The 12067-nt window shown below is 61.4% G+C and carries 11 protein-coding genes; 8 read left to right on the top strand and 3 right to left on the bottom strand.

What is annotated here, in order from left to right; translation table 11 throughout:
- The 6 genes from J5J06_07460 to J5J06_07435 all read left to right on the top strand — a co-directional run.
- The coding region (locus J5J06_07460) for a thiazole synthase (GenBank protein ID MCO6436908.1) at nt 1–512 on the top strand (512 nt) is incomplete at its 5' end.
- A gap of 210 nt (nt 513–722) precedes the next feature.
- A complete protein-coding gene (locus tag J5J06_07455) occupies nt 723–2819 on the top strand; it encodes a hypothetical protein (GenBank protein ID MCO6436907.1) in 2097 nt (698 codons plus the stop codon).
- Nucleotides 2820–3014: 195 nt separating this feature from the next.
- Nucleotides 3015–3539 (top strand): acetyl-CoA carboxylase biotin carboxyl carrier protein subunit, encoded by a 525-nt coding sequence (locus J5J06_07450; protein ID MCO6436906.1) that lies wholly within the window; start codon nt 3015–3017, stop codon nt 3537–3539.
- Complete coding sequence (locus J5J06_07445) at nt 3536–4453, top strand: hydroxymethylglutaryl-CoA lyase (protein MCO6436905.1); 918 nt, start codon at nt 3536–3538, stop codon at nt 4451–4453. The genes J5J06_07450 and J5J06_07445 overlap by 4 nt, the downstream gene beginning before the upstream one ends.
- A 30-nt stretch (nt 4454–4483) precedes the next feature.
- On the top strand, nt 4484–5092 hold the full coding sequence (locus tag J5J06_07440) for a biotin--[acetyl-CoA-carboxylase] ligase (GenBank protein ID MCO6436904.1): 609 nt from the start codon (nt 4484–4486) through the stop codon (nt 5090–5092).
- Between the two features lie 234 nt (nt 5093–5326).
- The gene (locus J5J06_07435) at nt 5327–7267 is read left to right on the top strand and encodes a GNAT family N-acetyltransferase (GenBank protein ID MCO6436903.1); all 1941 of its coding nucleotides are present in this window, start codon (nt 5327–5329) and stop codon (nt 7265–7267) included.
- A gap of 115 nt (nt 7268–7382) precedes the next feature.
- Here J5J06_07435 and J5J06_07430 read toward each other — a convergent pair whose 3' ends face one another.
- Nucleotides 7383–7700, bottom strand: coding sequence for a transcriptional regulator (locus J5J06_07430; GenBank protein ID MCO6436902.1), 318 nt, complete (start codon nt 7698–7700; stop codon nt 7383–7385).
- Nucleotides 7697–8305 (bottom strand): hypothetical protein, encoded by a 609-nt coding sequence (locus tag J5J06_07425; protein ID MCO6436901.1) that lies wholly within the window; start codon nt 8303–8305, stop codon nt 7697–7699. The genes J5J06_07430 and J5J06_07425 overlap by 4 nt, the downstream gene beginning before the upstream one ends.
- A 677-nt stretch (nt 8306–8982) precedes the next feature.
- Here J5J06_07425 and J5J06_07420 point away from each other — a divergent pair.
- On the top strand, nt 8983–9825 hold the full coding sequence (locus J5J06_07420; protein ID MCO6436900.1) for an NACHT domain-containing protein: 843 nt from the start codon (nt 8983–8985) through the stop codon (nt 9823–9825).
- Between the two features lie 10 nt (nt 9826–9835).
- Here the strand turns inward: J5J06_07420 and J5J06_07415 are convergent, their stop codons facing one another.
- On the bottom strand, nt 9836–10888 hold the full coding sequence (locus tag J5J06_07415; GenBank protein ID MCO6436899.1) for an IS630 family transposase: 1053 nt from the start codon (nt 10886–10888) through the stop codon (nt 9836–9838).
- 364 nt (nt 10889–11252) lie between these two features.
- Between J5J06_07415 and J5J06_07410 the strand changes: the two genes are divergently transcribed.
- On the top strand, nt 11253–11948 hold the full coding sequence (locus J5J06_07410) for a hypothetical protein (GenBank protein MCO6436898.1): 696 nt from the start codon (nt 11253–11255) through the stop codon (nt 11946–11948).
- Nucleotides 11949–12067 lie beyond the last annotated feature (119 nt).

Raw genomic sequence — 12067 nt, 5'->3', positions numbered from 1 at the left:
CCGACAAGAAAACCCTTCTGCCCGATCCCGTCGGCACGCTCGAAGCCACCGTCGAACTCGTCAAGGACGGCTTCGAAGTCCTCGCCTACACCAATGACGACCCCATCATGGCCCGTCGGCTCAAGGACGCCGGCGCCAAGAGCGTCATGCCTCTCGGCTCGCCCATCGGCAGCGGACAGGGCATCCTCAACCCCGCCAACATCCTCCTCTGCCTCGAGTATCTGAAGGAAGGCGACCCCGACTATCCCGTCATCGTCGACGCCGGCGTGGGCACGGCCTCCGACGTCACCGTCGCCATGGAACTGGGCGCCGACGGCGTCCTCCTCAACACCGGCATCGCCGGCGCGAAGGACCCCGTAACCATGGCCGCCGCCATGGCCCACGCCTGCGAAGCCGGACACCTCGCCTACCGCGCCGGCCGCATCCCCCGCAAACGCTACGCCACCGCCTCATCACCCTGGGAGGGAACCTTCGCCGCCGCACCGGTAACGGCTGCCCCGGTCACCCAGTAGCCCAAGCAGAAAACACATTAAGACTTCTTAACCATCTCAGCGAGGAATTCACTTGTTCCTCGAACGCACAATGACTATCATTGTGTTCTCCAGCGTACCACCCCATCGAAAGTCATCCGCCAAGGGAGTTCCCCTGTGACCTCGAAACACCGAAAGTCAATATCGCCAGTATCTTCGTTGACCCCCCTGCTCGCGACGGGCGCTTTGCTGATGTCAAGCGGCATCGAGGTGCGGGCCCAAACGGCTGTTCCCGTTTTTTCTCTCGAAGTCGCGGCGATCAACGGGCAGGTTCTTCGAAACATTCCCTGCGCGAGCGATGCCGAATGCCCCGGAAACGGCACCTGCCAGATGGTGACCGGCGAAGGCCTTCGCTGTACAAAAGCCACGTCGCTCGTCCAGTCTAACGGCGACATCTCCCCAGGCGATACGATCAAGGTCGACGCCTTCGTTCGCAACTGGGACGCCAATGTAGCAGTCGGCGTTTGCGAGAACGACAGCGCCTGCACAACGATACCTAACAGTTGCACAGCAAAACACTGCTCGGGAAACCGCAGCTTCCAGTGCACTACCGATAGTTCCTGTGCTTCCAGTGGCTTTGGTGTTTGTATCCCCGATGTATGCCGCCCTTATCCGCTGTTGGGCTTGGTACAGTTTCACATCGACGGAGCGACTTATGCAGCCACCGGTGCGGGTTCCTTCGGTCGCTTCAACCTCGCGGAGATCCCCTGCACGCCTGCGACATGCAATTACTTCAGCCCGCCCGTGAACAACTGTGCCTGCGCTCCCGGGTATCGCTTCATCGGGTCCTGCACGTGCGCCCAACTCGGCATCTGCAATCCGTTGACAAACCTGTGCAGGACGGATGCGATCGTTTTCATCGAAAACACCCGGACGGACTTCCTTATGGCTGGATTGACCGCCGTTGTCAGTACGGCTGTACTCGGTCAAGCAGCTGAGGTAGTACTCGTCGCCACTTATCTGTCCGGCGCAATCGACACAACCCCTTCTCAACCCCGCTACATGGGCTCTACCCTGCTCACAGCCGAGCCTCTGATGAAGGGTCTGGTCAACATCATCATGGATAACGACCCGCTACTGACCTTTGCCACCGACCAATTCGCCCATCCCCTGCCCGGTCCGAATCTCGAAGGCATTCTAATTCTGTTTGACCTGAATCCGCCGTGCGACGACGGCAACGATTGCACCGTCGACGTTGAACTCCCCGACGGAAGCTGCGAATACGAGTTTCGCACGGCCGGTACGCCATGCGGCAACCAGGTTCCCGAGGGCCCCTGCGACAACGCCGACATCTGCGACGGCGCAGGTAGTTGCATCAACAACTACGAGCCGGCCACGACCGCATGTCGCCCGGCAATAAGCCCGTGCGACGTCGCGGAATTCTGCACGAGCGTTGAACCCGATTGTCCCCCCGACATCATCGAGCCCGCCGACACCCTCTGTCGCCCGGTCGCGGGTCCTTGCGACGTGGAAGAGATGTGTGACGGCGTGAGTCCCGAGTGCCCGACCGATGAGTTTCTTCCGGAATTGGACGGCGTGGGCACTCCAAATGTCTGCCGCCTGTCAGCCGGTTCGTGCGACCCAGAGGAACACTGCACCGGTACTTCCGCCGAATGCCCGACAGACCTGCTCGACCCATCAATCGCGGAATGCCGTCCGGCTGCAGGCCTTTGCGATACGCCCGAATACTGCACCGGAGCCGATCCCGAATGCCCGGTGGACTCTTTCGAACCCGGCGGCACCGTCTGCCGATCGGCCGTGAACGCGTGCGATCTGAATGAGCTGTGCACCGGCGTCGATCCGAGTTGCCCGCCCGATCTGCTGGCACCGAATGGCACTTCCTGCCCGGACGACACCAACGAATGCACTCGCGATATCTGCGACGGTTCGGGCACGTGCACGCACCCGGACAATCATCTTTGCGGGGCCTGCTGCCTGCCGGACAAGGACTGCCTTGAGCCGCTTCTGGGGCAAACCTGCGCGAGTCTTGGCGGCACGTTCAACGGAGCGCTGTCGGCCTGCCTGGGCGACACCGACGCCGATGGCGTCGACGACATGTGCGACAACTGCCCGGGCGTCGACGACAACGTCTTCGGCACCGAGGTCTGCTCGAGCACCGGCGCTCACTGCGACAGTGACGCGGATTGCGGCATGGGCGACACCTGTGTGAAGGCCTGCATCGGCAAGATCCCAACCGTCTCGGCGTGGGGTACCGCGGCTCTGGCCCTGACGCTGCTGGTCGCCGGCAAGCTGAGCTTCCGCCGCCGACCGATCTCCGCAACCGCCTGAGTCGCCCAAACGGACTTGTCTTCCAGCCAGCACAAGTAGCTGAAAACGCCTGTCGGTTCTGCATTCTGAGAGGAGCGCTGTCGTTCTGCGCAGATTCCCTTTCCAGGTCTTGCGCCTCCCGACTACACTACATTCAACAGCCGAGGGACTGCCCGGCGACGAACAGGACCGATCCCAAGACCACGGCACCGCCCCATGCACCGCCTGAAACTCCAACCTCCCGGCTCGGAACCGATCGAGATCCTCATCGATCGCACCGACCAGCTCGCCCGCGAGGCCTACCACTTCCAGCGTGGCGACCGTCACGCCGAGGTCGAGGTCGAAACCCTCGCCCCCTGGTCCGGCTGGCTCCGCCTCCAGGGCCGCGTCGTGCCCTATTTCGCGGCGCGTACCGGCGACACCATCGAGGTCTGGGTCCAGGGCCGGCGCCATCGCCTCGAACTCGTCCCCATGACCGCCCGCCGCGCCGCCGCCACCGCCGAGGCCGCCGCCACCAACACCCTCACCGCCCCCATGCCCGGGACGATCCTCAAAATCGATGTCGAACCGGGCGACGCCTTTGAGGCTCACCGCCCCCTGATCGTCATGGAATCCATGAAAATGGAAATGACCATTTCGTCGCCCTCCCCCGGCCGCGTGAAGGACGTCCTCTGCAAAGTGGGCGACATGGTGGAAATGGGCGAACTCCTCGCCCGCCTCGAACCCCCCGACGAAGCATGACCGCACTCCCCCGCCAAGTTCGCATCGTCGAGGTCGGGCCGCGAGACGGCTTGCAGAACGAATCCCGCCCCGTGCCGACCGACCGCAAGCTCGCCTTCATTGCCCGACTGGTCGACGCTGGCCTGCGCGAAATCGAAGCAACCTCGTTCGTCAACCCCAAGGCCATTCCCCAGCTTGCCGACGCCGACGAAATCTATCCCCGACTTCCAGTCGCCCCCGGCGTCACCTACTCCGCCCTCGTCCCCAACGAGCGCGGCCTGGACCGCGCCCTCGCCTGCGGCGCCCGCCGCATCGCCGTCTTCACCGCCGCCTCCGACGCCTTCACCGAGCGCAACATCCGCATGTCCGTGGACGAGTCGCTGCGCGTGTTCGAGACTGTCGTCGGCCGCGCTCGCAACGCCGGCGCCACCGCCCGCGGTTACGTTTCCACGGCATTCGTCTGCCCCTACGCCGGCGAAATCGACCCGCGGCGTGTTCGCGAAGTCAGCCAGGCCTTGGTTGATCTCGGCTGCGACGAAATCGCCGTCAGCGACACCGTCGGCCGCGCCGTGCCCACCAACGTCCAGCGCGTGCTCGACGAGGTGCTCGCCGCAATCGACCGCGATCGCGTGGCCCTTCATTTTCACAACACCTGCGGCACGGCGCTGGCCAACGTTCTTGCCGGCCTCCACTACGGCATCACCTGTTTCGACGCCGCAACAGGCGGCCTCGGCGGCTGCCCCTACGCTCCTGGCGCATCAGGAAACCTGGCCACCGAGGACCTCGTCTATTTCCTGGACCGCATGGGTATCGAAACCGGCGTGCGCCTGGACGGCCTCCTCACCGCCGCCGCCGAAATCTCCCGCGACATCGACCGGCCCATCACCAGCCACCAGTGGACGCGCCGACCGGCAACCTGCAAAACGGAGCAGTAGTCCCGCCGCCCCGCCGGACAAATCCCCACCATGCAGTCCTTCCACTTCGACAACGTCGACTCCACCAACGAAGCCGCCAAACGCCTGCTCCGCGACGGCACCATCCGCGAAGACGCCTTCATCCTCGCCCGAGAGCAAACCGCCGGACGAGGCACGCGCGGACGCACCTGGGCCTCACCGAAGGACGCGGGGATCTACCTCACGGTCGTCCAGCCCGCCGGCGGAACCCCCGCCCGACTCACCACCGACTACACTCGCGCGGCCGGCGTCGCCTGCGCCCGGGTCCTCGCCGAGGCGACCGGGCTCCCCGTGCGGATCAAGCCCGTTAACGATCTGTACCTCCACGGCCGCAAACTGGGGGGAATCCTCACCGAAACGGTCGTACAAAACGGATCAATTCAGGCTTTGATTACCGGCGTGGGCATCAACGTACGCGTGGCGACGCGCAACATCGCCGACGGCGCCACCGAACCGATCAGCCTGGAAGAGGCCCTCGGCCCCATCGGGCTCGGCAACGTTGACATCAAGGCGCTTGTCGCCGCCGTTGTTTCCAGCATTACGAAGTGGCAGAACGCCGTCCGAAACGGCGACGACGACGCTTTGGCCTCCGCCTGGACGCAACTCGCCGATCAGCCCTGACCGATTTTGCCGGCCCATCCCCATGCCCGGCTGCATCGTGAGAAATCGTTCGAAAAACGAGACTTCATTCGGCGGGGCGATAACCTCTCTCCCACGGCACGGCATTTGCCTGATTTGTAAAGGACGCGTGTTTTTCCCCGCGATCTCACGACACGCCTACGCGATGGTTATAGGCCGACGGCGAAGCCGATAAACATGCAACAGTTCCGAGACACGAACGCAGGAGCGACTGCGATGATTTCCGCCCCCACACTGGAATGGCCCACCCGCTATCAGGAGAAGGTCGTCACACCGGAACAGGCCGCGGCCGTGGTCCGCCACGGCCAGCGCGTCTTCATCGGATCGGGCGCCGGCGAGCCCCAGACCCTCGTCGAGGCCCTCGCCCACCGCGAAGACCTCGCCGACACGGAAATCGTCCACATTCTCACCCTCGGCGTGGCCACCTACGCCGAACCGCGCTTTGGCTCCCGCTTCCGCCACAACGCGTACTTCATCGGGCCCAACGTCCGCCGCGCCGTCGCGGAAGGTCGGGCGGATTACACCCCCATCTTCCTTTCCGAGATCCCCGCACTCTTCCGCTCCGGACGCGTCGTCATCGACGTCGCCTTCATCGCCGTCAGCCCGCCCGACGCCCACGGCTATTGCAGCTACGGCGTCTCCACGGACATCGTCAAAGCCGCGGCCGAATCCGCCAACTTCGTCGTCGCCGAGATCAACGCCCAGATGCCCCGCGCCCTCGGCGACTGCTTCATCCACGTACGCGACATCGACCTCCTCGTCCCCAGCGACCGCCCCGTGCTCGAGGCCGTCCAGGGCGAACCCGACGAACTCTCCCGGCGCATCGCCCGCCACATCGCCAATCTGGTCGAGGACGGCGCCACCCTCCAGCTCGGCATCGGCACCATTCCGGACGCCGTGCTCCACTACCTGCACGATTTCAAGAACCTCGGCGTCCATACCGAGATGTTCAGCGACGGCATCATTCCCCTCGTCGAGTCCGGCGTGATCACCAACGCCGAGAAAACCTTCCACCGCGGGAAGATCGTCGCCAGCTTCATCATGGGCTCACGCAAGCTCTACGACTTCGTGGACAACAACCCCCTCGTCGAGTTCCACCCCACGGAATACACCAACGATCCCTTCAACATCGCCCGCAACGACAAGATGATCTCCATCAACTCCGCCATCGAGGTCGACCTCACCGGCCAGGTCTGCGCCGACTCCCTCGGCACCATGTTCTACAGCGGCATCGGCGGACAGGTGGACTTCGTCCGCGGCGCGTCACGCTCCCGCGGCGGTAAGCCCATCATCGCCCTGCCCTCCACGGCCGACCACGAAACCTTCTCCCGCGTCGTCCCCTACCTCAAACAAGGCGCGGGCGTCGTCACCAGCCGCGGCGACGTGCACTACATCGTCACCGAGTACGGCGCGGCCTACCTCCACGGCAAGAGCATCCGCGAACGGGCCATGGCCCTCATCCAGATCGCCCATCCCAAGTTCCGCCCCTGGCTGATTTCCGAGGCCAAGGCTCGCCACCTGGTCTATTCCGATCAGATCGAGCTGCCCGTCAGCACTCCGGTCTATCCCGAAGACCTGGAGAAGTGGGTTCCGCTCAAGGACAAGCGGCGGCTTTTCATTCGCCCACTCAAACTCACTGACGAAGGCGGACTGCGGGAGATGTTCTACAAACTCTCGCCGGAGTCGGTGCACTACCGATTCTTCCGCATGATCAAGTCCCTGCCCCACGAACGCCTCCAGGAATTCCTCCGCGTCGACTACGACGCCGACATGGCCCTCGTCGCCATGACCGACGCCGGCGAACAGGCCGAACTCATCGGCATCGCCCACTACTCCAAGGACCCCCGAACCAACTTCGCCGACGCCGCTTTCCTCGTCCGCGACGACTGGCAGCACCTCGGCGTGGGCACGCACCTCATCAGCACCCTGGCGGAAACGGCCCGCGCCCACGGCATCGCCGGCTTCACGGCCGACGTCCTCATGGAAAACCACGCCATGCTCCGCGTCTTCCACAAGACCGGCTTCGCCATCGAAAGCGAACTGGAAGACGGTTCGTACCGGCTCACCATCCCCTTCACCAAGGCCAAGGCCAAGCGAACCACCAAACGCCGAAAACGCCCCGTCGTCGAACCCGACGACAACGGCCATTCGACGTAGGGTAATTCCCCAGATTCAAGCTCCGCCGGGGCGTTCGATCAGTCCGCCCAGAGTCTCCAGCGTCGAGTATTTGTGAACCACGGGCATGTTCATCCCTGGAGAAGCTTGCGACGCATCAGCCGATGGCCCTCAACATGACCTTGAGCGTTTCGATATACCGATCGAACGCGGTCCGCCCCGATTTCGTGAGCGAGAGGACCGTACGCGGCTTGGCATCCACGAACTCCTTCTTCACCGCCACGTAGCCGGCCTGTTCCAGTCGCTTCAAGTGCGATGAGAGATTGCCGACGGTCATGTCCGTTTGACTCTGCAAGAAGACGAAGTCCGCGTCCTTCACGACATAAAGGCATGCGACGACTCCCAGGCGCCCGGGCTCGTGAAGCACCTTGTCGAGCGCCGCGATGTCTTTGGCGTTGATCTGGGTTGCTCTCATGACGCGTCACCGAGCGGTTCGGCAGGAAGCGGCGGGAAGGAACGCAGAAAACGCTTGAGCATGTACACGCCCCAGCAGGCGACAAACGCACCCGCCAGAATGAGCGACCAGCCCGGTTCGATACCGACGGCGGCTGCGATCAGTCCGGACGTGGCGAAGGCGAGCGCATGGATGACGAAGCGACCGAGCCGCAGCGCTTCGGCGCAAGAAAGACAGAGTAGCACCAACAGGAAAGCCGGTATGGCCGGTGCGAACCACTGGGCGAGTGGCGTCGGCGGACCGCCACGTGCGATCCGCGTGCCCACGAAACCGAAGAGCACGATGCCGAGCGATACGATGGCAATCATGCCGAGTTTCATTTCGCGGTTGCGCCAGTCGGAGAAAGTGACACGTCCTAGGCGCGGCTCGGTAACCCGGCGGCGGAGGACGCCCCACACGAAAATGGCGACGATCGGCACGCCCATGCCGGCCACCAGCACGCCGAGCAGCCAGCCCAGGCCGATGGCCATGACAGAGACGCCGGCCAGGATGTCGAGCAGGCCGTCCTGCCAGTAGGCGTGAAACACGCGTTTTTCGACCCTGGAAACGTCGTAAACGTCGTTCATGGCTCGACTCCTCTGTCTAGTTGGCGATACAAACCATTCTGCAATATAAATATAACTGCGCCGCCAACTGATTTCCAATGCCGAACCGCTGATTTGCGTACGGTCTTGTCGGCTGTTGTGTGGAGCACCCGGCCGGGCGAGCGACGCCCGCCGCTTCAGACTCGTAGTTTCGTGGGGCATTGCGGTTCGCGCGTCGCAAGACACGCGGTTCGCATGCCTATACCATGACGCCCGATCGAAGCGCTGAACAACCCTTCCGGGCGAGCTGCAGACTTCAGCCAGCGCGGACGCCCCTCGGCGTTGATACCTCCGGGAAAGCCCCCGTCCCCAGCGCCTGTTTGCACCTAGCGCCAACGATAATCGCCCGTAGGCCAAGACCCCGCCTTGCTCGAACAGGCCGAAGGCCTGCGCGACAAAAGCCGTTGTCCAGTCCCCCCGGGTGGACCCCGCCACCGGTAGCGGCCCCCCACCTCCCCGACATCGAAGTGGCGCATGATCCAAGACATCATGAACCGCCACAAACGCCCTGTTCTGGGCCATGCGGACGGCGGTCCCTCGCACTAGCGAAGATCCCCTTGAAGTGTACACTGCTCTCTGCAGGCCAGTCGTGCACAATGCTCGCCCCACAATCAGAACGCCCTAGTGCACGGGTCGCCGTCTGCCGAGGAGATACCGCCATGGCACTTGCTGAAGCTACCACAATCGCCGCCGGGAAAGTACTTTTCAAGAAAGTGGTCGGCGAAGTCTACGCGGCCATATCGAAGAACGCCGGAACAAAGATCAAGCAATGGAATACGGATTCCAAGATCGACAAGCTCTATTCAAATATTGCAAAAATAAGAAAAGTCAAAACGATCTGGCAACTCGATAAAGCAGTTGACCTGAACGAATTCTACTGCGATTCCCATGTCGAGATAGGCCAAAAACGTACCAAAGTTCACTCGCTCGCCGACCTGGGTCCAAAGGAGAACTTTCTTATTCAGGGTATTGCCGGCCAAGGAAAATCCATTCTCTTACGATACCTTTGTTGCAATGAACTCGCATTGGGGCAGTACATTCCACTTTTTCTTGAACTCCGGCGAATCGGTGAAAGCCACAATCTGCGAGAACGAATATTTGCCGCCCTTAAGACACTAAAGCTCGATCTCGACGACGCACTCTTCGATATCCTCGCTAATTCTGGAAGGTTGCTACTCCTACTCGATGCCTTTGACGAGGTTCCAGACAAACTCAAGAACTCCGTGCTAACCGATATCGAAGACCTTGCTCAAGATCACGAGCGACTCAGAATCATCGTCACATCCCGTCCGAATAACCACATCGAAATGTCAAGCCACTTTACAGTCGTTAGACTCTCGAATCTCAAGGGGAGTGAATACAAGACTGTCATACACAAACTATCTGAGGGAGAGAAGTGGGCGGACACGCTCATAAAACACATCGAAAGCCGCGCGCGGCATTTGAAAGAGCTACTTTGCACACCCTTAATGGTCACCCTGCTAAATAGCTCCTCCCGATAGGGAAAGTGGACTACGCGGCCTTGGATCGGATGTACGCATCTCGTTCGACCTCGAAGGGGCGGCGGTGTTCGAGCCACTCGAAGACCAAGTCCAACAACTCATCCATCGTTTGGCAGCGGTGATTGCGAGTAATCTCCTCATGCAGATGCCACCAGATCCGCTCGATGGGATTCAAGTCCGGCGCGTATTTGGGCAGGAAGTGAATCACGATCCGGTTGTCGTGCTCGGCCAGGTATTCCCGGACGAGACGGCAGTCGTGGAAGATCGCGTTGTCGCAGATCACGTGAATCCGTCGGTAACGCCGCAACCGTGTGCGGAGGTCTCCCAGATGACGAAGGAACAGCACCGAGTTGCGGCCTTCGCCCTTGAGCCCCTCGGTCACGATCAGATCCCCCGTCCGCCAGTTGAGCGAACCGGCCAGATACCGCTTCTGATTCGTCCCCGGCGTCTCCAACTCGGACTGTTGACCTCGTCGCATCCACATGCTCCCGATCTTCGGATTGGTGTTGATGTCCACCTCGTCCTGGAACACCGCGATTTCGTCCGGCGGCAGATTCCGCAGCAAAAGCCGCAGTTCCCGCAGAATCGCCGCACGGCGTGGGTCCTTGGGTTTGAGCACCGGCCGAGGACGACGCCACACCAGGTTCTCTTGATGCAACCAACGCCGCACCGTCTCCCGGCCCACCCGGATCGACGCTACGTTCAACAGCAACACCGCCAGGCATTCACACGTCCACCGACTGCGCAAGAATCCGAAGTCGGTCGGGCAGTAATTCGTCACCCAGTTCACCACCATCGCCACGATCCACCCTGGAAAGATCGAGCCGCGTCCGCGTCGCTCACCCAGCAACGCCTCCACTCCGCCGGCCTCGAACCGTTTCTTCCAGCGATCGATCGTCCGACTGCTGCAATACTGACCCGCCGCAACCTGCGACCACGTCCATCCATCCCCCAACCACAACACCATCTGGGCCCGCCGCCGAACCTCCGGATCGGGATGTTTCCGAAACATCGCCATCAGCCGCTTGCGTTCGGCCGGCCCCAACGCGAGACTGCCATCCATGGCTCCGCCTCCAGGGTAACCGGTTTCTCTTCAACACCCGGTATCCTGGGGGCAAGCCAGTTTCCCTTTCAAGAGGAGCTATTTAGTGTGGTCATACAAGTCGTATCAGAATCTCCCTACAAGAATGGCCGACTTTTACGACTCCCTGTTCCAGACACTGCTCCAACGGCACGATGGTACAAAACCCGGGTTTACGCGAAGCCGCACATGTCCATTTGATGATAGCGAGTACCGGCGAGTATTTGAGGCACTCTGCTTCATCGCAAAAGGCTGTAACGAGCAGTCTTTTTCATATGACGCCATTAACGAGCTCGCAGCGCGAGCCTTATGCAACTGTGAGCTTGCAGGGAGCGCGCAATCGTATGTGAACGACATGGTTAAGATCACGTGCCTAATTATCCGCGACGGCGACGAGCATCGATTCATTCATAAGAGTGTTCAGGAGTACTACGCGGCGGCATATGTCCAGAAGCGACCCGGCCCATGGGCTCAAAAATTCTACGCCCGCCTGGCGGAAAAGCGTGCGGATGACCGATGGGGGCAAGAGCTCGAATTCCTGAGTGAGATAGACAAGTATCGGTTTGGGCGCCACTATTTGGTCCCCGCAATATGTAGCTTTTTAGGCATAAACGAGGGCCAGCTAGATAGCGTCTGCCCCACATGTACCACTGAAATGGCTCCGCATATAATCGACGGCATCGGGTTTAGTCAGGATAGGCAGTCGCGTAAGTGGTATGGAAATGGAATCATCCTCGGGGCAAGGGTACCACCTGCACGAAAGGCCAGAAGTCTGCTCCAAGCGACACAGACACTTGTCGATCTTGACGACAAGATTCTCGACGACGTACGAAGCCAGGCGTTGGCACAGTGGGGCAATATTGAGAAGGGCAGGTATTCAGATGTCTTCTCCACAGAGGCATTGGTTAAGATTCCAGAGATCCGCGACAGATTATTAAAAGGACTTAATGCGGTGTTTCAGGAGCTGTTCGCCGAGGCGCGTGCAGTACGCCAATCCTTGAGGAAAGAAGAGGAGCCGACGATTCTGGAAGGCCTCATTTAGGCTTCGAGGAGTTCTTGAGTTCAGGTGTCTGCGCATTGGGCCAGTGCGGCGTCCTCCACGACCGGCATTTGGAAAGTTTCTTCGCGCGAATATTGCGTGCGGTCTTGAACTATTCCCGC

It is taken from the genome of Phycisphaerae bacterium (genome assembly GCA_024102815.1).
In the GTDB taxonomy this organism is placed as follows: domain Bacteria; phylum Planctomycetota; class Phycisphaerae; order UBA1845; family UBA1845; genus JAGFJJ01.
Note: the sequence above shows the minus strand (reverse complement) of the source record. Positions and strands in the feature narration are given on the sequence as shown.

Bases quoted from the DNA above. Each gene is read 5' to 3' on its own strand.
- J5J06_07455 (MCO6436907.1), top strand. From the start codon at position 723: ATGTCAAGCGGCATCGAGGTGCGGGCCCAAACGGCTGTTCCCGTTTTT.
- J5J06_07450 (MCO6436906.1), top strand. From the start codon at position 3,015: ATGCACCGCCTGAAACTCCAACCTCCCGGCTCGGAACCGATCGAGATC.
- J5J06_07445 (MCO6436905.1), top strand. From the start codon at position 3,536: ATGACCGCACTCCCCCGCCAAGTTCGCATCGTCGAGGTCGGGCCGCGA.
- J5J06_07440 (MCO6436904.1), top strand. From the start codon at position 4,484: ATGCAGTCCTTCCACTTCGACAACGTCGACTCCACCAACGAAGCCGCC.
- J5J06_07435 (MCO6436903.1), top strand. From the start codon at position 5,327: ATGATTTCCGCCCCCACACTGGAATGGCCCACCCGCTATCAGGAGAAG.
- J5J06_07430 (MCO6436902.1), bottom strand. From the start codon at position 7,700: ATGAGAGCAACCCAGATCAACGCCAAAGACATCGCGGCGCTCGACAAG.
- J5J06_07425 (MCO6436901.1), bottom strand. From the start codon at position 8,305: ATGAACGACGTTTACGACGTTTCCAGGGTCGAAAAACGCGTGTTTCAC.
- J5J06_07420 (MCO6436900.1), top strand. From the start codon at position 8,983: ATGGCACTTGCTGAAGCTACCACAATCGCCGCCGGGAAAGTACTTTTC.
- J5J06_07415 (MCO6436899.1), bottom strand. From the start codon at position 10,888: ATGGATGGCAGTCTCGCGTTGGGGCCGGCCGAACGCAAGCGGCTGATG.